The sequence below is a fragment of the Rhodovastum atsumiense genome (assembly GCF_937425535.1).
Lineage (GTDB): Bacteria > Pseudomonadota > Alphaproteobacteria > Acetobacterales > Acetobacteraceae > Rhodovastum > Rhodovastum atsumiense.
The window spans coordinates 334403-353827 of the sequence record NZ_OW485601.1 but is presented as its reverse complement, the minus strand read 5'-3'; the positions used below and the strand labels follow the sequence as shown (position 1 = coordinate 353827).

General features: G+C 66.8%; 17 protein-coding genes. 2 read left to right on the top strand and 15 right to left on the bottom strand.

Features of this window, described 5'->3' with window-relative positions; genetic code table 11:
• Positions 1-26: 26 nt before the first annotated feature.
• From NBY65_RS01465 to NBY65_RS01430, 8 genes are all read right to left on the bottom strand, one after another.
• On the bottom strand, positions 27-839 hold the full coding sequence (locus NBY65_RS01465; protein ID WP_250265616.1) for an energy transducer TonB: 813 nt from the start codon (positions 837-839) through the stop codon (positions 27-29).
• 5 nt (positions 840-844) lie between these two features.
• Positions 845-1267, bottom strand: a complete 423-nt coding sequence (locus tag NBY65_RS01460) for an ExbD/TolR family protein (RefSeq protein WP_150038973.1) — start codon at positions 1265-1267, stop codon at positions 845-847.
• A complete protein-coding gene (locus NBY65_RS33765) occupies positions 1264-1902 on the bottom strand; it encodes a MotA/TolQ/ExbB proton channel family protein (RefSeq protein ID WP_150038971.1) in 639 nt (212 codons plus the stop codon). The genes NBY65_RS01460 and NBY65_RS33765 overlap by 4 nt, the downstream gene beginning before the upstream one ends.
• Before the next feature lie 38 nt (positions 1903-1940).
• Positions 1941-2990 carry an ABC transporter substrate-binding protein gene (locus tag NBY65_RS01450; RefSeq protein ID WP_162530375.1) on the bottom strand — a complete coding sequence of 350 codons (1050 nt, stop codon included), beginning with the start codon at positions 2988-2990 and terminating at the stop codon, positions 1941-1943.
• 65 nt (positions 2991-3055) lie between these two features.
• Entirely contained in the window at positions 3056-3853 is a 798-nt protein-coding gene (locus tag NBY65_RS01445; protein ID WP_150038967.1) for an ABC transporter ATP-binding protein, read from the bottom strand.
• Between the two features lies 1 nt (position 3854).
• Positions 3855-4901 carry a FecCD family ABC transporter permease gene (locus tag NBY65_RS01440; protein ID WP_203330355.1) on the bottom strand — a complete coding sequence of 349 codons (1047 nt, stop codon included), beginning with the start codon at positions 4899-4901 and terminating at the stop codon, positions 3855-3857.
• A complete protein-coding gene (locus NBY65_RS01435) occupies positions 4898-7078 on the bottom strand; it encodes a TonB-dependent siderophore receptor (RefSeq protein WP_150038965.1) in 2181 nt (726 codons plus the stop codon). Before NBY65_RS01435 ends, NBY65_RS01440 begins: the two co-directional genes overlap by 4 nt.
• A gap of 536 nt (positions 7079-7614) precedes the next feature.
• Complete coding sequence (locus NBY65_RS01430) at positions 7615-8868, bottom strand: Rossmann-like domain-containing protein (protein WP_150038963.1); 1254 nt, start codon at positions 8866-8868, stop codon at positions 7615-7617.
• 277 nt (positions 8869-9145) lie between these two features.
• Between NBY65_RS01430 and NBY65_RS01425 the strand changes: the two genes are divergently transcribed.
• A complete protein-coding gene (locus NBY65_RS01425; RefSeq protein ID WP_150038961.1) occupies positions 9146-10471 on the top strand; it encodes a nitrogenase component 1 in 1326 nt (441 codons plus the stop codon).
• 268 nt (positions 10472-10739) lie between these two features.
• Here the strand turns inward: NBY65_RS01425 and NBY65_RS01420 are convergent, their stop codons facing one another.
• From NBY65_RS01420 to nifE, 4 genes are read right to left on the bottom strand one after another with little or no spacing between them, the layout of a single operon-like run.
• The gene (locus NBY65_RS01420; RefSeq protein WP_150038959.1) at positions 10740-11012 is read right to left on the bottom strand and encodes a NifU family protein; all 273 of its coding nucleotides are present in this window, start codon (positions 11010-11012) and stop codon (positions 10740-10742) included.
• 4 nt (positions 11013-11016) lie between these two features.
• The gene (locus NBY65_RS01415; protein WP_150038957.1) at positions 11017-11529 is read right to left on the bottom strand and encodes a NifB/NifX family molybdenum-iron cluster-binding protein; all 513 of its coding nucleotides are present in this window, start codon (positions 11527-11529) and stop codon (positions 11017-11019) included.
• A 15-nt stretch (positions 11530-11544) separates the two neighbouring features.
• Entirely contained in the window at positions 11545-12933 is a 1389-nt protein-coding gene (gene nifN / locus NBY65_RS01410) for a nitrogenase iron-molybdenum cofactor biosynthesis protein NifN (RefSeq protein WP_150038955.1), read from the bottom strand.
• A 10-nt stretch (positions 12934-12943) separates the two neighbouring features.
• A complete protein-coding gene (gene nifE / locus NBY65_RS01405; protein WP_150038954.1) occupies positions 12944-14329 on the bottom strand; it encodes a nitrogenase iron-molybdenum cofactor biosynthesis protein NifE in 1386 nt (461 codons plus the stop codon).
• A 218-nt stretch (positions 14330-14547) separates the two neighbouring features.
• Here nifE and NBY65_RS01400 point away from each other — a divergent pair, with 218 nt between their 5' ends.
• On the top strand, positions 14548-16362 hold the full coding sequence (locus NBY65_RS01400; protein ID WP_239002643.1) for a sigma-54 interaction domain-containing protein: 1815 nt from the start codon (positions 14548-14550) through the stop codon (positions 16360-16362).
• A gap of 130 nt (positions 16363-16492) precedes the next feature.
• Here NBY65_RS01400 and NBY65_RS01395 read toward each other — a convergent pair whose 3' ends face one another.
• The 3 genes from NBY65_RS01395 to NBY65_RS01385 all read right to left on the bottom strand — a co-directional run bounded on the left by NBY65_RS01395 (position 16493) and on the right by NBY65_RS01385 (position 19413).
• Positions 16493-17029 carry a nitrogen fixation protein gene (locus tag NBY65_RS01395; protein ID WP_150038952.1) on the bottom strand — a complete coding sequence of 179 codons (537 nt, stop codon included), beginning with the start codon at positions 17027-17029 and terminating at the stop codon, positions 16493-16495.
• A gap of 17 nt (positions 17030-17046) precedes the next feature.
• Positions 17047-17934 carry a hypothetical protein gene (locus NBY65_RS01390; protein ID WP_150038950.1) on the bottom strand — a complete coding sequence of 296 codons (888 nt, stop codon included), beginning with the start codon at positions 17932-17934 and terminating at the stop codon, positions 17047-17049.
• A 90-nt stretch (positions 17935-18024) separates the two neighbouring features.
• The gene (locus NBY65_RS01385; RefSeq protein ID WP_150038948.1) at positions 18025-19413 is read right to left on the bottom strand and encodes a nitrogenase component 1; all 1389 of its coding nucleotides are present in this window, start codon (positions 19411-19413) and stop codon (positions 18025-18027) included.
• Positions 19414-19425: the final 12 nt, after the last annotated feature.

The following is a 19425-nucleotide window of genomic DNA, read 5'->3' as shown; positions in this document are numbered from 1 at the left end:
GCAGTCAAAGCGCCCGGCCAGTGTCGTCAGCGGCTGCGTAGCGAGAATGTCACCGGCACGGCAAGGGCAAGCGGTGTGGCACGCAGCTCGTCGGGGAGCGGCGGAAACGGGGCCGCGCGCGCGATCATGGCGAGGCCTTCCGTATCCAGCGAGGTCACGCCTGAACTACGGATGACACGCGCCGACAGCACTTCGCCATCGGCGGCCAGGACGAAGCGAAGCAGTACTGTGCCTTCTTCGCCGCGGGCGCGGGCCTCGGCCGGGTAGCGCTTCACGGCCAGCAGCCGCGCCTGGATCCGGCCGATATAGTCGGCAGGGGGGTGGGGCGGCGCCGCCGGCGTGCCGGCCGCCTGCGGCTGGGAGGGGCCTGCCGGCGCGGCAATCGGCGTGGTGGCGGGCATGGCGGGCGGGCCTTCCTGTCGGCGCGGCGGTCGTGGGCGCGGCCGCTGCACGGGGGCCACGGGGGCGGCTGCGCTCGTGCTGGCGATCAGTGGCGGCGGCGTGGGCAGGGGGGGCTCATCGATGGAGGGCGGAGGTTCCGGCTCCGGCGGCGGCGTGACAGCAGGTTCCACGGAGGCTGGTGGCGGAGGCTCCGGCGATGTCACGACGGGCGGTGGTTCCGGGGGGGCAGGGGGAGGTACCGCGGATGGGAGCGGTGCCGGGTCCGGCTCCGCGGCGGGGGACGCCGGCGGGGTTGGCTCCTGCTGCGACGGGGCCAGTTCGACCAGGGTCGTACGTGCCGGCTTCGGGGCCGGCGCCGCCAGGGCCAGCCAGGTTCCGAGCAGGCCCGCATGCAGCAGCCCCGAGGCCAGCAGTGCCCAGCCCTCTCCCCGGGACATCGGCGTCAGGGCCCGGTCTCGGCGACCAGCAGCAGCTTTGTCACGCCGCCCTGGCCGATCCGGGCCAGCAATTCCATCACCTGCCCATAGGCGAGGTCGCGATCGCTGCGCACATGCACCACCAGGTCCGGCTCGGCGGCGACCCGGCCGGCCAGATGCGCGGGCAGGTCCGCCAGGTTCACCGGCTGGTCGCCGACGAACACCGCGCCGGTGCGGTCCATGCTGACGACCAGCGGCTGCGCCGGCGCCACCGCGGCCGCCTGGGTGCGCGGCAGTTGCAGCTTCACGCCGCTCAGGGCCATCAGCGGCGCCGCCACCATGAAGATCACCAGCAGCACCAGCATGACGTCGATGAACGGCGTCACGTTGATCTCGCTCTGCAGGCGCAGCGGGTCGTCGTTGCGGGCGAGGGGATCGGGCAGGATCATGCGGCCGCCTCCGCCGATTGCCGCGCCAGCGCCGCCACCGCCAGCCCCAGCCGCCTTGCCAGCATGCCGAGGCTGCCGGCCAGCATGTTGTAGGCAATCGAGGCCGGCAGCGCGGCGGCAAGGCCGATGGCGGTGGTGGAGAGCGCCTCGGCGATGCCGGGCGCGACGGCGGCAAGGCTGCTGTCGCCGGCCTGCGCCAGCCCGGCGAAGGCGTGCATGATGCCCCAGACCGTGCCGAACAGGCCAATGAACGGCGCTGCCGAACCGATCGTCGCCAGCACCGGCAGCCGTGTCTCGACCGGCAGCAGCGCCGCGGCCACGGACTCGCGCAGTGTGCGTTCGATGCGCTCGCGTCGTTCCGCCAGTGTCTCGCCGGCCGGGCGGCGCCCCGTTTCCATGGCCGCTGTCGCCAGCAGCGTGGTGGCAAGGCCGGTGGAAGGAACCGGGGCGTCCTGGCTGCGCACCAGGCGTTCGAAGCCGCGCGCCTCCCGTTGCAGCCGGATCAGCCGCGTGACTTTCTCGAAGATGATCGCCCAGCACAGCACCGAGCAGACCAGCAGCAGCACGAGCACCGCCCGCACCGGGCCGGTGGTCTGCATCAGCATTCCGCTCAGGGACAGATCAAGGGTGGGCATCGATCGGCAGGTCTCCCGGGATGGTCATCGCCGCGACATCAGTTGTTGAAAGGATTGTGCCGGCTGCCATCGGGCGCTTCGCCGCGCAGCAACCGGCCAACGGCGGCATCGTCGAGCCGGGTGCGGTAGAAGCGGGCATAGTACTCCTGCACCTCGGCGCGCATGTCGAGATCGGGGAAACGATCCGGATACAGCAAGCGGGCGATGAACTCGGTCAGCAGCAGGGCACTCTCCGGGCCACCGTCCCAGTAGAACACGCCTTCCGGCGTCGACAGCACCCGGCCTTCCCGCACCGCCGTGACATCGGCCCAGCGTGGGTCGCCCTGTACCAGCGCCAGCGGATATTGCCGGCCGACCAGCACCACCTGTGGGTCCCAACGCAGGATGTCCTCCATTGCCATGCTGCCGCGCCCGGCCAGCGGCAGGGCACCGGCAATCATCGAGGCCCCTGCGATCGTGCCGCTCCAGTAGGTGTAGGAACCGCGTCCCTGGGTGTTCACCGCCTGCGGGCCGCGCACGTAATAAAGTCGCGGGCGCTGCGCGGCGGGAATGTCCGCCGTGCGCGCCAGCACCCGGCGGATGCGAGTTTCGAAAATACGGCACCATTCCTCGGCGCGTGCTTCCGCCTCGCCGCCCAGCACCTGGCCGAACAGCCGCACCGCGCGCATGGTGTCGGCAATGAAGGCCTCGGCCGTCGCTGGCGGCGGGCCGACGGGCTGCGAGACCAGGGCCGCAATGCCGACTGTCGCCAGCTTCGGCACCACCCGGCCCGCATCGTAGAAGACGAAGGCCGTGTCGATGCCGCGGGCCAGCAGTTCCTCGACGTTGGGCTCACCCACCATGCGGGGGATAGAACGGACCTGCGGATTGGTGGCCACCATCCAGGGAGCGGCGGTGTCGTACATCAGCCCGATCCGTGCCTCCGCCCCGAGCATGAACACGCGCGGGTAGCACAGCACTTCCAGGCAGGCGACGCGGCGGACCTGGGCGGGCAGCTCGACGCTGCGGCCGGCCATGTCGATGACGCTGCGGGCGGCGGCTGTACCGCAACAGGCCAGGGCCAGCAGGGCCCCCAGGGTCGCGCCCATGCTTCGTGCGGCACGCCGGCTTCGCCCGTGCCGCGAGAAGATGGCTTTATCCTGCACCTGTGGCTTCATGGCGTCGTCATCGGAACACAAAGCCGCGCGACCGTGCCGTCGGCACGCGGCAACTCGGCCACGGAGACATCGACGTCGTAGGTGCGCCGCAGCCAGGTGCGGGTCACGATCTCCGAGGCCGAGCCAACCTGCAACCGGCCGTCCCGCCCGAGGGCGGCGACCCGATGCGCGTGCAGCAATGCCTGGTTGGGATCGTGGCTCGTCATCAGCACGCCGAGGCCGGTGCGCGCCACCAGGGTCTGCACATGCGCCAGCACGCGGATCTGGTTGCCGAAATCGAGATTGGCCGTGGGCTCGTCCATGACCAGCACCATCGGCTCCTGCGCCAGGGCCCGGGCGATCAGCACCAACTGCCGTTCACCGCCGCTGAGCGTGGTATAGGCCGCGTTGCGCAGGCCATGGATGCCGAGATCGGCCAGCACCTGCTCGGCGATGGTACGGTCGCGCGCGCCGGGCGTGGCAAAGGGACCGAGATGCGCGGCCCGTCCCATCGCGACCACCTCGTGCACGCGAAACGGAAAAGGGGGGCGGTGCGCCTGCGGCACGTAGCCGACACGGGCGGCGAAGCGGCGGGCCGGCCATGACGCGACATCCTCGCCGCCGAGGCGGATGCGCCCGCCCAGCGGGGGCAAGAGTCGCAGGATGGTCTTGAACAGCGTGGTCTTGCCTGCGCCATTCGGTCCCAGCAGGAACAGCCATTCCTCGGCCGCGACCGAGAAGGTGGCCGCCGCTGTGACCGCCTTTCCCCGGTAGCCGCAGGTCAGTCCTTCCACCGACAGCAAGGGGGCGGACATGTCAGGCTGCTCCCCCGTTGCGGGCACGGCCCAGCAACGACAGGAAGAAGGGGGCCCCGATCAGGGAGGTCAGGATGCCGAGCGGGATCTCCGCAGCGACCAGGCTGCGCGCGACGTCGTCGACCAGCAACAGGAAGGTGCCGCCCATCACCGCGGCCGCGGGCAGCAGCACCCGATGGTCCGGTCCCACCAGCAATCGCGTCACGTGTGGCACCACCAGCCCGACCAACCCGATCACGCCGCTGATGGCCACCGCCGCCGCGGTCATCAGCGTGGCGCCGACCACCACAGCGAAGCGCAGCCGTTCCACTTCCACGCCCAGCGCCCGGGCTTCCTCGTCGCCGAATGCCAGCAGGTTCAGCCGCCAGCGCAGCAGCAGGAGACATGCCAGCCCGGCGCCGACCGGCAGCCCTGCCGCCAGCAGGTCACGCCCGCTGACTGCCGCCAGGCTGCCCATCAACCAAAAGGTGATGACAGGCAGGACGTTGTTGGGATCGGCCACGAACTTCACCAGCGCTATCAGCGCCGAGAACACCGTGCCGACGATGACCCCGGCGAGGATCAGCACCAGCACCGCATCACCTTCGCCGGCGTGCCAGCGGGTGATCAACCAGGTCGTTGTCACCGCCAGCAACCCGCCGCCAAAGGCTGCCGCCTGGATCCCCACCGGCCCCGCCCCGAGCAGGATCGCCAGCGCCGCCCCGAATCCGGCCCCCGCCGCGACGCCGAGAATATCCGGGGAGACCAGCGGATTGCGGAAGATGCCCTGGAATGCCGCTCCCGCGGTTGCCAGCGCCGCCCCGACCAGCAGCGCCGCGGCGATCCGCGGCAGCCGGATGGTGACCACCACCACCTCGGCCGCATCCGGCGTGGTCTGGCCTGACCCGAACAGATGCCGGCCCAGCGCGGTCAGCACCGCATCCGGTGCAAGCGGGTAACGCCCGATCAGCAGCGACAGGAATGCCACCAGCAGAGGCAGCAGCCCAAACAGCAGCACCGCCTTCACCACGGTCCCGGTGCGTGGCGTGGTGAGGGCAGGGAGGCTCACAGCGAGGCCTTCAGCGTGAAGGTGATGGTGCGGCCCGCGCCGAGCAGCAGCCCGTCGCCACTGCGGTAATACATCCAGTAGGAGCGGTCGAAGAGGTTGAAGGCATTCAGCGTGGCGCTGACGCGATGACCGGCGATTTCGGGGCTGTAGCGCAGGCCGGCATCGAACGTGGTCGCCGCCGGCAGGTACGCGGTGTTGAGCGTATCCAGCGGCCGCTTACCGTAATAGTTCATGCCGCCGCTCAGCGTCAGGTCGGGCAGGCCCGGCACGGTGTATTCCAGGTAGAGGCGGGCCTGCTGCTCCGGTACGTTGATCGGGGTCTTGCCTTCGCTGGCCGGCACCGCCGAAGCCTTGGAGATGAAGGCATCCATCAGCGTAAAGCCGCCGACCACGGCGAGGGAATCGTTGACACGCCCGGTCGTCACCAGTTCGATGCCCTGGTGGATCTCGCGCCCGTCCTGCTTGTAGACGCTATCGGCGGGATCGATCTCGGCATTGACCTTATCGATACGGAACAACGCGAGGTTGATGCCCAGCCGCCCGATGGTTGTCTTGGCGCCGACTTCGTACTGATTGCTGACGCTCGGCGCGAGAACCTGGTTGCGGTTCACCGCGGCGCTGCTGGTGGTGCTGTCGCCGGCCTGCAGCCCCTGGATGTACGACGCGTACAGCGAGAGTTCCGGGATCGGCTTGACTGTGATGCCGACGCTCGGGGTGACCTGCTGGGCGCGATAATTGGATGTGCTGATGGCGCTGCCGCTGCCCCAGGCATTCTGCTGCAGCGTCGCGGCCGTGGCGCCGAGCAGCAGAGAGACATAGGGGCCGACCGAGACCCGGTCGGCGACCACGAAATTGTCCCACGTCACGCGCTGGAAGTTGTTGTTGGGGGCGAAGCTGACGGAGGGCTGGGCGAAGCTGACCGGATTGTCGATGTTCGACAGGCCGAGGATGCTTTGGACCTCCGGCGCGCGTTCGTAGAAGAAGCGGGTATGGGTGTAGCCGAAGGTGGCCTCGTGGCGCAGCGGGCCGGTGTCGAAGGCGGCATCCATCAGCGCATAGGCGGATTCGGTACGTTCGGTCTGCTGCGAATCGAAATTGGCCCGTTCCAGGTAGTTGCCGGTGTTGCCCTGCAGGATCGCATCGACATAGGCATATTTGCGCCACATGTAGCCGTACCGCATGGCAGCGCGCAGGGTGAAGATGTCGTTCAGCTTCGAATCAAGCCCGACGCCCGCGAGCGTCTTGCTGGATTTGTTGAAGGTCCAGTCCTGGCCGTATTGCCGGTTGGCCCGGAACGCCGAGGCCGAGGGCACCGCGGTGCCGGTGCCCGACCAGTTGCCGTTCGGCGCATCGAACGTGGTCGGCAGGCCGTTGGTCTGCATGTCCTGATGCCAGACATCGAACCACACCGTCGTGTTGGGTCGGACTTCGTAGGACAGCGACAGCGACACCAGGCTGCGGCGCTGCTGGCTGCCATCGATCACGGTGCTGCCTGCTTCCTGATAGGCATTGAAGCGGTAGCCCAGCCGTCCATCGGTGCCGGGCACCCGGCCACCGGCATCGCCGTGCACATAGGCCACGCTGCCATTGTAGACGCCGCTGGAGAGGTCGAGGAGCGTCTGTTCCGTCGGTCGCTTGCTGATGTAGTTGATCAGGCCGCCCGGGGCCGAGAACCCGTAGAGGAAGCCGGACATGCCGTTCAGCACTTCGATCCGGTCGACGATTTCCATCGGTGGCAGGGTGAAGCTGCGGTCGACCAGGCCGTCGCGCAGCTCGTTCTGGTCGGCGGCGGTGAAGCCGCGGACCATCACGCGTGACATGGTGAAGGCGCTGTTGGCGTTCAGCAGCGGTGCCACGGTCGGGTTGGTCTTCAGCGCATCGGCGAGGGTGTGCGCCGCCTGTCGTTCGATCAGTGCGCCCGGGGTGACGTTGATCGAATAGGGCGTGTCCTGCAGCGGGGCCTTGCCCAGCGGCCCCAGTGTCGCGCTCGAACTGCGGTAACCGTCGGCAGCACTGCCGTCGGCCTCGGTCCGCTGACCGGTGACGACGACCGGCGGAACGGCGACGGTTGCCTCGGCGTCATCGGCGTGGGCCGGGGCGACGGCCAGCATCGGGGCGGCAAAAATGACCCCTCCCAGCAAGGCGGAGCCGGGAAAGAGAAGGACCTTTGGAACCATCGCGGCGCTCCAGGCGGGCGTGCCGGCACGTCCTGCCGGCTCGGGATTGGACAATGACGGCAGCCCCCTCCGCACGACCCGTTTGCGAGCAACCAGCGAAATCTCGGTCAACGATCCCGGCACGTTGCACCGATCCGGTTCAACGCGGTGCCCATTTTTGCCGGAATGCAAAACAAAATTGGTTTGCACGCCTGAATTACGGGAATCATGTCGAGATTTTAATAAGCGTCAAGTGGCATTTGGAATAATTTGTTCGGCAACTTTGTTTGCACGCAATGGTACAATGCTTTTTGAGGCTCACCTCATTTCATGAGGTGAGCCTCAAGGAATTCTCACAAAATTGTACAAGCCCCAACCTCGCTGCCTGTAGCAGGGGATGCCTTCGACCCAGTCCCGATCGGGGGGCACACCCCACGATTCACATTCGTCATATACTATAAATATATGACGAAGCGGCATCTGCCAACGCCTCTCGCGCAAGGCGCGACGCCTCGGTCGCATCCTGTTCCAGCCTTGATGCGGCGCGGGGGGGCGATTCAGCCGGCGCGGGCGAGATGGACGAAGCGGCCGTACTGGGAAAATTCGCGCGCCGTGGCTCCGGCCTGCACGGCAGCCGCGAGCCCGTCCGGATCACTGACCACCAGACTGCCCAGGACCTCGAGGCCGTACTCGTAAAGCCGCGGCGTCATCGGCGTTCCCGGCCCGATCAGGGCGACCGGGCGGTTGCGCGCCAGCCGCAGGATGCGCGGCAGGGTCCGGTTCACCAGCGTCGAGGCATTGATCACCGCGGCCCCGCAGCCCGGCAGCAAGGTGTCCAGGGCGGTGACGGGAAACCGCCCCGGCCGGGGATCGGGCTCCAGCAGGGCGCAGTTCGGCAGGATGCCCTCGATCCCGGGAAAGGCCCCGAGCACGACCACGCGTCCGGTGATCCGCCGGAACGCCTTCACGCCGTTGCCGGCCTTCGCCACCAGATCGTATCGGTTGTAATGCGCATTGATGGCGGCGATCCCAAGCGCTGTTTCCAGCGGATCCCAGGATTCGGCCATGGCGGCGAGCTCGCGCAGGCTGCGTCGCGCCAGGCGTGGCAGGCGCGGCCGCAATTCCTGCGGATGGCATGGCAGGCCAGCGAGCCCGACGCCGGCTGGTCCTTCGACCATGAGCCAGCGCGGGCCGCAGACGATCCGCCGCACAGGCGCTTCCGTGACCCCGAGCACAAGGTCGCGATATAGCCGTTCCGGCCCCCACCAGGCCCAGAGCGAGGCGAGATCCGGCGAGATCATCGCCCCGTCCTGGCGCGCGTAGCTATGCCATCGCTGGATGCATTGCCAGGCAATCGAGGTCAGCAGCGGCATTCCGCAGGTGACATCGGATCCGAAGTTGACACCGACGCTTCCCGTTGCCTCCGCGCAGGCGGCGAAGTGGCTCATGACGAGAAGGTCCGCCTTCTCGTGCATCGCCTGGCGGAGATACGCGACCGCGCCGGGCCGGTCGACCTTGAGCGTCCTGCCGGTCCCGAGGTCCCGGTACTCGATCCGGGGCGCGCAGCCGAGGCTTTTGTGCAGTGAGCCGCGATTATTGTCCTGGACGCAGCCGACGACGTTGAAGCCGCGGCTGCGCAGGCCGAGGGCAAACTCGGCAAGGAGATCATCCACGAGCTCAGCCGGATCGTGTACCACGACACCCGGCCGGATCCACGGCAACCGCGCCGCTTCCAAGGCCGTTGTCGCGGGGTCTGCCACCCGCGCGGCACCAGGACCCGGACGCGCGTATCCGGCAATGACATTGGTCATCGCGCGGGTGCTGACACTGAGGTGACCGGTCGGCACGAACGGCCCGTGCCGGCGAACGGCCCGGTTGGCAACGGAAAGAGGGTGGGCAGGTTCATCGTTGCGCTCCCTGATGCTCGCCACCGCAGCAGATGATACCGGAAATGCAAGCGACGTACCATGCTTCAGCCTGGCCCGGACGTTGCAAGATGCTGCCTGCTTCGATGCATGAGCGCGCATAGGCGTGGACGATCAGCAAGGAGAGCAGCGAGATGTGCCCGTACTGCCAGGTCGCAGGCCCATGAGCGCGACAGAGACCGGCCCGCGAAGATGTGGCTGCCGGCGCATCCCCGGTCGGGGGCAGAGCGGCTGCGCTTTCCGCGGTGCCAAGATGGCGCTGCAGCCGATTGCCGATGTGGCGCATCTGGTGCATGGACCGGCTTCCTGCGAGGCAGGGTCCTGGCAGTTTCGTCCAACCTTTTCCTCTGGCCCGCGAATGCATCGCGTCAGCTTCACGACCGGGTTTACCGAGCGGGACACCATTGCCGGCGGCGAGCGGAAGCTGGCACGGGCGATCGATGCGCTCATTGCCCGGCACGATCCGCCGGCCGTCTTCGTCTATCAGACCTGCCTGCCGGCGATGATCGGCGATGACATCGTGCCGGTGTGCCGGGACGCGACGCGTCGGTGGGGCCGGCCGGTGATTCCGGTCGATGTTCCCGGCTTTGCCGGCAGCCGGCCCTATGGCGTGCATCGGGCCGCCGAAATCCTGATGGAGCATGTCATCGGCACGGCCGAGCCCGATCGCTGCATGGAGGCCGACATTGTCCTGATCGGAGAGTTCAATCTGGCGGATGAGCTGGCGCAGATTCGCCCCTTGCTCGCGCAGTTGGGAATTCGTGTGCTGGCGAGCCTGACCGGTGACGGCCGGCTGCATGACATCGCCATGGCGCATCGGGCGCGGGCGGCGGTGCTGCTGTGTTCGCAGGGGCTGGCGCATCTGGCGGAACGGATGCACGCCGATTTCGGCATTCCCTGCATCGACGGCAGCTTCCACGGCACCGGCAACATCGCTGCCACCTTGCGGCAGCTGTCGCACCTGCTGGTGGAACGCGGTGTCCCCCGTGACCTGCCGCATCGGGCGGAAGCACTGATCGCGCGGGAAGAACGTCGCATTGCCGAAGTGCTGGGCCGGTACCGCATCCGCCTGGCAGGCAGGCGGGCGATGCTACTGTGCGGCGGCGCGAAGACGTGGTCGGTGGCATGCATGCTCAAGGAGATCGGCATGGTGGTCAGTGGCACCGCGATCGGCAAAACCAGCGAGGATGACCGGAGAAAGGTCACCGAACTGGTCGGCACGGCGACACCCCGGTTCGACGGATGGCAGGCCGAGGACATGGATGCCTTGTTGCGGCGGGGGGAAGCCGACATCGTGCTCGGCGGCGCCAACAGCCAGTTCGTTGCCATGAAGGCCGGCATTCCATGGTTGGAGATCAATCATGAGCGCAGCCTGCCCCTGGCGGGCTATGGCGGCATGCTGGCCCTGCTTGCGGCCATCGACCGGTCGGTGAACAATCCCGTCTGGATCCAGGTTCGAAGCGCAGCTCCCTGGGACGCTGCCGGGTAATCCTGTCGCCCCGCTAGGCCCCCTGATCGATCCCCGCATCGCGATGGTTGTCGGGGCGGGAATCCCCCACTTGGAATGAAAGGGGGGGTATGCCATAGTGGCGCGATATCCGAATGGGAATAGCGACACCCCTTCTTTTCCATGACTGCCAGCCCCGGTCCGGTTCGCCGCCCTGCCTGGCTGCCGGCGAAAGCGGTTCCGGGCGGGGTGCCTGCGCTCCGCCGCAGCAGGATGGCAAGGAAGAGCGTCGTTTTCCGGTCGGTGGCTGTCAGCCGGGCAGGACGCGCACCGGCTCGCCCAGGGCCTGCACCAGCCGGCGGCGCAAGGCGCCGAGCGTGTGGCCGGCCATGGCGCAGCCGATGCAGGTACCTGTCAGTCGGACGCGGACCCGGTCGCCGGCGATCTCGACCAGTTCGATGTCGCCACCATCCCGCTGCACGTCCGGCCGGGCCGCGGCGATGACCTCGGCGACGATTTGCCGGCGCCGTTCCTCGACGGACGGTGTCGTGGAAAGGGGAGCCGGGGAAAGGGGGGGTGTCATCGGCTCAGGCCAGTTCATCGATCGAGGTGATCAGTTGGCGTCTCTCCCGCGGCAACGGCGGGTCGTCGTCGTTTGGCTGCCAGCCTTCCTCGGCCATGGCGTCGAACCGGTCAGGGGAGCGGGTGCGGGCCTTGGCGCGATCAACCCAGGCCAGGCCACCATGGACCAAAGCGAGGCTGACCTCGTTCAGCAGGTCCTCGATGTCGTGGCCGGTGTCGACGATCACCGGCTGAATCTGCGCGCTCATCAGGCGACGGATCGAGGAAGCCCCGATCGAGGCGGCATAGACGGCGGCACAGCCATCGAGGAAGGCGAGCTTGACCGCGACCTTGTCGGCGACGGTGCCTTCCAGCCCCGTGCGCCCCTCGGTGCCGACCTGTTCGGCCGGGACGAATTCACCGACGCCGACCAGGTCGGCATAGCCGGGGGCGACATCGTAGATCACCAGCCGCACCGCGGCGCCGAAATGCAGATCGACATGGCGGCGGTCGGTGGAAGCAAAAGCAATCCTGAGCATCTGAGTCCTTTCGGGTCAATGCGTCCCGGCGGCCGGGGCAACGACCTCCTGGTCCCGCGCTGTTCCCTGCCAATAGATGGAGCGATAGGGGGCGACCGCACGCTGGCGCATCGCAAGCAGGTTGGCGCTGTCGAACAGCGCCTGGCGGCTGCCCCGGTAGCCCACCAGGCACCGGGTGTGGCCGCCATAGACGTCGTTCAACGGAAAGCCGGCGCGCAGCAACTGCACGTTGAGATGGGCGGCGGTTTCCACGGCATGCGCATTGGCAACCAGGAGTTCCGCCTTTCCCGCACGTGCCTCCCGCTCCAGGTCCTCGAGATCACCCACCACCACCCGGCCGATGGGCAGGTCGGCGAGGCTGCGGCTGCGCGCGGCGGCGACGGCCGCCACCACCTCCGCGCCGGCGCCGCCGAAGAAGCGGAGGAAGACCTCCAGCAGGTCACCGTCGGCGGCAACGGCGATGCGGGCGCCGCCGAGCTGGAAGTGGCAATCCACCATGGCATCGAGCAACTGCGCGCGCTGGCGTCCGATCCGCTCCGGCACCGCCCGCCGGGAGAGCTGGCTGAGCGTCTGGGTGAAGGCGTCGCAGGCTTCGACGCCGGTGAGGCCGGGGAAGCGATGGTCGGGGACGCCGGTGCGTGCATGCAGCAGATCGGCCGCACGCGTCAGCGAACGGCCGATCACCAGGGTCGCCAGCGATTCCCCCATGGTGGCGATCGCGGCGCGCGGCGTGCCACCATAGGTAAGGGTGGCGAAGCCGGCATCGATCATGTGCCCGTCCAGGGAATCCCCGATGTCGGGCAACACGATCGGCTGCAGGCCGAACGCCTCGATCCATTCCTTGATCGCCTCGATATCGCCGGGGCTGAGCATGGAGGATGCCAGCACGTTGACCTGTCGCGGCCGGCGCACCGTCGGCGGGGATTGGGGCACCAGCGTCGCGATGATCGCCTCGACCGCTGCGGCGAAGCCGGTTTCCAGGCAACCCAGCGTGTCGCTGGCGCTGACCGGCACCACGGCAATGGGATCGTGCTGCGGGTGGGTGCTGCGGAAAAGCCGGACGGTACGCGGAATGTCGGCGCCTTGCGTTTCCGACAACGCCGTGGTGATGAGGCCGATCACCTCCGGTGCATTGCGCTCGGCGATGGTGTGCAGGGCCTCCACCACATTGCCATCGGCGCCGATCACCGTGGTGACCTGGTCCATGGCCGTGGTCTGCAGGGCGATCGGCTCCTGGAAGTGCCGCATGAAGAATAGCTTGTTGAAAGAGGTGCAGCCGCGCGCGCCATGTTCCAGCGGCATCGCGCGGGCAAGACCAAGAAACGCCAGCGAGGCCCCGACCGGCTGGCTGACCTTCAGCGGGCTCACGGCCAGGGGCTTGCCGGAGAGAACGACGTCCGCCATGGCTGCCTCCTTATGCCGCCACCTGCGCCCAGGGCGCGGGTGTGCGGGCATGCTGCCAGACCGGGCTGTGCAGCGTCACCGCCAGGTTGCGCGCCAGCTCGACCGCCCCGGTGTAGCCGGCATAGCCGATGCTGCGCACGTGATCGACATCGAGGAAGGGAAGGCGCGCCTTCAGCGTCGGGTAGATGTAGCGGTCGCCGGCGATCAGGATATCCGCTCGCTGCTCGTGGAAGCAGCGCAGCAGGGCGGTCTGGTCGTTGTCGTCGATCATGCGGGCATCCTCACCCATCAGCGCGCGGATGCGGGCCTTGTCCTCTTCGGTCGATTTCTCGGTGCCGGTGGCGACCACCTTCATGCCGAGATCCTGCATCGCCGAAACCAGCGACCAGGATTTGTAGCCGCCGGCGAAGATCAGGACACGGCGTCCCTGCAGCTTCGGCCGCAGGAATCCGAGTGCCGCTTCCGCCACGGCTTCCTCGCGTGCGATAACCGCCTCGGTCCGCCGGATCAGGTCCGGATCGCCGAGCAGCTCTGCCATCCCGCGCAAGGCCTGCGACGTGGCGGCGGTGCCGTAGAAGCTGCCTTCGAGGAACGGCGTGCCGTAACGTTCCTGCAGGGTCCGGGCAACCTTGATCATGGCCTTCGAGCAGACCACCATGCTGGCTTCCGCCCGGTGCATGGTCTGCACCTCGCGGAAGCGGGCGTCACCCGTGAAGCTGCACAGGATCCGCAGACCGAGTTCGTCGAACAGCGGCGCCACGTTCCAGAATTCGCCGCCGATGTTCCATTCGCCGATCAGGTTGATGTCGTGGGTCGCGATGCCGTCACGCCGGGCCTGCGGGGGCACTGGATCGGGTTCCCGCGTGCCGATCACCTGCTGCAGCATGGCGTCGCCGGCGATGCGGTTGCCCAGGTTCTTGTTGCCGTAGAAACCGGCACAGTCCACCGCGACGACCGGCACGCCCCAGCGCGCCTGCGCTGCCTTCGTCACCGCGGCGACATCGTCGCCGTGCAGGGAGGGAACGCAGGTGGCGTAGACGAAGACCGCGGCCGGCCGGTACGTATCGATGGCTTGCTTGATGGCGTGGAACAGGCGCTTCTCTCCGCGCCCCATGATCACATCCATCTCGGAGAGATCGGTGGTCATGCCGATGCGGTACAGCGTCGCGCCGCTCGAACGCGATCCACGTCCGTCCCACGAGCTTCCGGCACAGCCGATCGGCCCGTGGACGATATGCGCAACATCGGCGATCGGCAGCAATGCGTTGCGGGCGCCATCGAAGCAGCACCCGCCCTGGGTTGCGCCCGGCTTGGGCCGCGCACAGCCGGATTTGGGCCCCTTATTGTGCGTGCAACTGGCATCCTGACGCAGCGCGGCGATCTCATCCGGCCTCATGCCACTCTCCTGGGCTTCACCGGGGGCCAACGCAAGGGATGTGCCAGACCAGTCGAGACGATCAGGGCAGGGATCACCGTGGCGATCCTGCAAGACGTGCCCTGGCAAAACGTACATCCCGGTGCATTGTCGCAGACAATGTTCCTCGGCGAACAGCATCTCAGGCCGCAGTCGGCCCATAGGGCAGGTCATGCCCGCGGTGGCGCATGCGACAGTGAATGGCACGCCGCATGCTTGCCGAGCCTTCTCGAACTCAACGCTCTCGAACTCACCAGAGGATGGGCTGCTGTCGCCATCGACGGCGGCAGCCGCGGAACATCCCGTCAGAATCGGAGTATCCACCATTGCCACTCGACGCTCATGAGATTGCGCGTGCACGGTCGACAGCGGACGGGCACGTGCGGCCGCGCAAATCCACGGGAGCGGTAAGCGGGATGACAGACGACAGCATCGCCATCGAGATCGATGACTTCAAAGACGAATTCACCGGCTGCTCGACAGGCGAATGCCGGGTCAGTGTGCTGCCGATCCTGTTCCAGATCAGCCAGATCATCACCGAGACCGAGGATCTCGAACGTGCGCTCACGTTGATTCTCGGCGTGATGGAAGACCGCATGAAGATCGTCCGCGGCATGGTCAGCCTGTATGACCGCGAGGCCGAGACGATCTTCATCCATGCCAGCTTCGGGCTGACCGAGGAGCAGAAGCAGCGCGGCATCTATTCTCTCGGCGAAGGCATTACCGGCCGGGTCGTGGAATCGGGAAAAGCGGTCGTCGTGCCGCATATCGGCAAGGAGCCGGGATTCCTCGATCGCACCCGCAGCCGGATGGAAACCGCAGCGCTGGACCGGACCTTCTTCTGCGTGCCGATCCTGCATGCCAAGAAGGTGCTGGGCACCATCAGCGCCGAGCGCGTCTACGCCAGCCGGCGCCTGCTGCGCCAGGACGTGGAACTTCTGGCCACCATCGCCTCGATGATCGCGCCGGCGGTCGAGTTGTATTTGCTTGAGAACAACGACAAGGTTCGCCTCGAAAGCGAGAACCGCCGGCTGCGCACCGCCCTGAAGGAGCGCTTCCATCCTTCCAACATCATCGGCAATTCAAAGCCGATGATGGGTGTCTATGAACTGATCGAGAAGGTCGCCACCACCAAGGCAACGGTGCTGATCCTGGGTGAGAGCGGTGTGGGAAAGGAGCTCGTCGCCAACGCCATCCATTACAAAGGCGATTCGGCGGATGGCCCGTTCGTGAAGTTCAACTGCGCGGCCCTGCCAGAGAGCATCGTCGAAAGCGAGCTGTTCGGGCATGAGAAGGGATCCTTCACCGGAGCGGCCGGGCAGCGCAAGGGACGGTTCGAACTGGCCGATGGCGGTTCCATCTTCCTCGACGAGGTGGGCGAGCTCAGCCTGCCGATCCAGGCGAAGCTGCTGCGCGTGCTGCAGGAAAAGACGTTTGAACGGGTTGGTGGCAACCAGCCGATCAAGGTGAATCTGCGCGTGATCGCCGCCACCAATCGCAACCTGCCGGAAATGGTACAGCAGGGCCGGTTCCGCGAGGATCTCTATTACCGGCTGAATGTCTTTCCGATCACCATTCCGCCGCTGCGCGAGCGCGGCAGTGACGTGATCACGCTGGCCGACCATTTCGTTGCCCGGATCGCCCGGCAGAGCGGCAAGGACGTCAAGCGTATCTCCACGCCCGCGCTCAACATGCTGATGAGCTATCACTGGCCCGGGAATGTGCGGGAACTGGAAAACGTGATCGAGCGCTCGGTCATCCTGGCCAGCGGCGGTGTCATCCATGGCTACGATCTGCCGCCTTCGCTGCAGACGTCACAGGAAACCGGCACATCGTTTGGCTGCGGCCTGGACGCCAAGATCCAGGCGGTCGAGTACGAGATGATCGTGGAGGCACTGAAGGCGCACAAGGGCAACATGAGCAAGGCAGCGGAGGAACTCGGCCTCACCCGGCGCATGCTGGGCCTGCGCATGGAGAAGTACAAGCTCAGCTATAAGTCATTCCGCAAGGGATGACGCCGGGGGCTTCGTAACGGCCCCGCCGGAACGGACTATGTCTCCAACGCATAATGGCCAGGAAAGCGCCTTTCCTGGCCAGGTGCGTCGAAACTGGAAAAGTGATGGCCGCAGGCTACCCTGATGGCGCTCAGAGTGCCTGATCGTCGAGCGGGACTGCCCGTCCGTTGGCATCGCGAAGCGCCCGGCGCAGCCACAGGGGCGGACGTCCTGCCAGTAACGTCTGCAGGCGATCGAGCACGCTGTCGATGTCATGGAGGCGTTCAGTCTTCACCGGAAAGATGTCGGCATCCTGGCAGCGGACGGCGGCAAGGTCGCTGATGCCACGGGTGACCAGGATCGAGCAGCCGCTCAGCGCCTTGATGCGTGCCGTCAGAAGGTCGCCACTGGCGGAATCGGCGGCAAGATCCGCTGCCATCTGGCAGGCGCCGCCATTGCGCCCGAAGCCCGGCTTCGGGGTGACAACCGGTGGCGTATCGTTCGCGCTTTCACCGGGAGCCGGATCCTTGCGCAGCAGCGTGGCGACGTTCACCGCATCAACGAAGGCTGACCCGTCCCGGGTCACCTCATAAAAAACGATCTGCCGTGCATCGGCAAACCCGGCATCGATGTTGATCAGGCTGTTGGTCGTCACGGCAACCTTGAGGTGGGTGGCGGCTTGGGTCATCGGCGTCTCCTTGGGGGTCACCACTTGAGATCGGGGGGCGTCGGTTCATGCACGAAGCGACTGCGGAAGGACACCGGCAGCGTGCCATCCTCGCCGAGGCGCGCGCGCCAGCGCGGCAACTCGGCGACCGCAATGGTGGCGTCGGTCAGCGCCTCGGCCGGGATGATGTACAGCACGTCGCGGATGACGACGAACACGTCGATCGGGAAACGGGCCGTATTGCGGTAGGGAGGGGCTATGTCGAGATGGCAGACCTCGCCGTCAAGGCGGGCCCGCACGGTGTCGCAGTCGAGACGGAGATGGCGGTTGAGCTGAAGCGGATCGCGGAACTGGTAAGGCGAAATGCCTTCATCACTGAACCTCTTGATTTCATTGATGATATCGCCGTAATAGCTCAGCAGCATCGCCTCGACATAGGCGGGGCTGTAGGGGCCGCGTGCCGCACCGAACCAGTAGGCCACTGCCGATTCCAGGAGTCGCACGCCGGTGAAGGTGATGTTCAGCGCCAGCAAGGTGTCGGCGACGGGACCGATCAGCCGCAGCAGGCCGCCATCCGCCACCACCTCACCCCGGGGGTTCAGCGCGACCTGGCGGATGATGCGCAGGATGCGGAAAATCTCGCTGACGATACGTTCATCGCCCCTGCTGCGCGGCAATGCCTTGTAGATGTCCCAGGTGGTGCGGCCCTCGTGGGCCGGCTCATGAGCCGTCACGGCCGCCTGCAGCAGAAGAAATGTCGTGCAGGCGCTGGCGACCTGACCAAGCTCGCGTGGGCGTGGTGTGTCCTCGGCGGTCGGCAGGGCGCGTTTGCGCGTGAAGAATTCGATCTGCCGGTGTTCGGGCAGGCTCAGGGGCGTGGCCGACCGGATGGCAAGGTCGGCGAACAGCTCCGGCAATAAGTCCATCGTCGGACCCCGCAGATCGGAAGGACAAGGCTGGCAGGCGAAGGCGGCCGGGCACCGGATCCCTACGGTCCCGGCCATTCCGCTAGAGGATCACCATGTGTTCAGCAGCCACTCCTTGTTCTTGTTGTACTCCATGTGGGCGAAGAGAGCGTTGGCGATCGTTTCGCCAAGCAGCATGGCACCGCGATAGCCGACCGTCGGATGACGATACAGGCCGGCCCGGTCGAAGGTGGGGAAGCCGACACGGACCATCGGAATGTTGTTGTCGATGGCGACGTAGCGGCCCTTCGAATGGCCCATGATCAGGTCGGGCTTGATCTCGCCGCTGGTGACCCGGCGCTCCAGTTCCCAGAGGTCGGCGTTGCACACCACCTCCATGTCCCAGTCCACCCGCTTCTTGAGGTCAAGCAGCCGCGGGTCCTTCTTGTAGGCGGAATTGTCGTCGCCGAGCAGCAGCAGCACCGGCTTCAGCTCGACCTCGAGGCAGAACTCGGCCAGCCCCATCACCAGGTCGGGATGACCGTAGATTGCCACCTTCTTGTCGGCGAAGAACATGTGCGCCAGGTCCTGCAGCGCATCGATCGCGATACCGCGCTCGTGCACCAGCGATTCCGGAATCTCCTTGCCCGTCAGGCGGGAGATGTTGCGCAGCAGCTCGTCGGTGTTGCGGATGCCGTACGGCGTCGGCGTCAGGACGCTGGGGACGCCGAACTCCTTGGACAGGTACTCGGCCGCACCGGCGCCTTCGTAGCGCGCCAGCGCGATCGAACCGGCCGCATTCGGCAGCCCCTGCAGATCCTCGACCGTGGTGCGGCCATGGGTGTGGATCGACTTGTCCGGCAGCATCGGCGAGTCGAAATCCTCGATGTCGAGCAGCACCGTGGCATCGACACCCATCTCGTGCAGATAATGCTTCAGCAGTACCGTGTCGCCCGGGTTTACCCAGCCGGTGAACACGTTCAGCTTCCCATTGGGCTCGGTCTTCCTGGTCGCCAGCGTCTTGACGAGCGACTGGACGCACTCGTTGTAGCCGCCGACCTGGCTGGCCTTGAAGCTGGGGGTGTGCACGGCCACGAGATGGATCTCGCGGCCAGGGAATTCGGTCGCGAGGTCCTGCCGGCACAGATTGAGGGTGCCTTCGATGTCGTCGCCGATCACCTCGGTCGAGCAGGTGGTGATGACCGGGATCACCCGCAGATGCGGATAGCGCTTCGCCAGCACCATCACGCCTTCACGGATGCGACCATTGCCGCCGAACACCGCCGAGTCCTCGTGCAGCGAGGTCGATGCGATGTCGAAGTTCTCCTTGAAATGCTGGGCGAACAGCAGGCGGACGAACATGCTGCAGCCCTGGCCGCCATGCACCAGCGGGATGGCATCCTTCACGCCAATGCCCGCGAACTGGGCGCCGGCCGGCTGGCAATCGTACATGGGGTTGATGACCCCGGCACGCTTCTTGTTGGTAATCTCGCAACCCATCGGGAATGCCCC

What these genes read in the sequence shown, in the direction of transcription:
- NBY65_RS01465 (WP_250265616.1), bottom strand. Translation starts at nt 839, where the DNA reads ATGTCCCGGGGAGAGGGCTGGGCACTGCTGGCCTCGGGGCTGCTGCAT.
- NBY65_RS01460 (WP_150038973.1), bottom strand. Translation starts at nt 1,267, where the DNA reads ATGATCCTGCCCGATCCCCTCGCCCGCAACGACGACCCGCTGCGCCTG.
- NBY65_RS33765 (WP_150038971.1), bottom strand. Translation starts at nt 1,902, where the DNA reads ATGCCCACCCTTGATCTGTCCCTGAGCGGAATGCTGATGCAGACCACC.
- NBY65_RS01450 (WP_162530375.1), bottom strand. Translation starts at nt 2,990, where the DNA reads ATGGGCGCGACCCTGGGGGCCCTGCTGGCCCTGGCCTGTTGCGGTACA.
- NBY65_RS01445 (WP_150038967.1), bottom strand. Translation starts at nt 3,853, where the DNA reads ATGTCCGCCCCCTTGCTGTCGGTGGAAGGACTGACCTGCGGCTACCGG.
- NBY65_RS01435 (WP_150038965.1), bottom strand. Translation starts at nt 7,078, where the DNA reads ATGGTTCCAAAGGTCCTTCTCTTTCCCGGCTCCGCCTTGCTGGGAGGG.
- NBY65_RS01430 (WP_150038963.1), bottom strand. Translation starts at nt 8,868, where the DNA reads ATGACCAATGTCATTGCCGGATACGCGCGTCCGGGTCCTGGTGCCGCG.
- NBY65_RS01425 (WP_150038961.1), top strand. Translation starts at nt 9,146, where the DNA reads ATGAGCGCGACAGAGACCGGCCCGCGAAGATGTGGCTGCCGGCGCATC.
- NBY65_RS01420 (WP_150038959.1), bottom strand. Translation starts at nt 11,012, where the DNA reads ATGACACCCCCCCTTTCCCCGGCTCCCCTTTCCACGACACCGTCCGTC.
- NBY65_RS01415 (WP_150038957.1), bottom strand. Translation starts at nt 11,529, where the DNA reads ATGCTCAGGATTGCTTTTGCTTCCACCGACCGCCGCCATGTCGATCTG.
- nifN (WP_150038955.1), bottom strand. Translation starts at nt 12,933, where the DNA reads ATGGCGGACGTCGTTCTCTCCGGCAAGCCCCTGGCCGTGAGCCCGCTG.
- nifE (WP_150038954.1), bottom strand. Translation starts at nt 14,329, where the DNA reads ATGAGGCCGGATGAGATCGCCGCGCTGCGTCAGGATGCCAGTTGCACG.
- NBY65_RS01400 (WP_239002643.1), top strand. Translation starts at nt 14,548, where the DNA reads ATGGCACGCCGCATGCTTGCCGAGCCTTCTCGAACTCAACGCTCTCGA.
- NBY65_RS01395 (WP_150038952.1), bottom strand. Translation starts at nt 17,029, where the DNA reads ATGACCCAAGCCGCCACCCACCTCAAGGTTGCCGTGACGACCAACAGC.
- NBY65_RS01390 (WP_150038950.1), bottom strand. Translation starts at nt 17,934, where the DNA reads ATGGACTTATTGCCGGAGCTGTTCGCCGACCTTGCCATCCGGTCGGCC.
- NBY65_RS01385 (WP_150038948.1), bottom strand. Translation starts at nt 19,413, where the DNA reads ATGGGTTGCGAGATTACCAACAAGAAGCGTGCCGGGGTCATCAACCCC.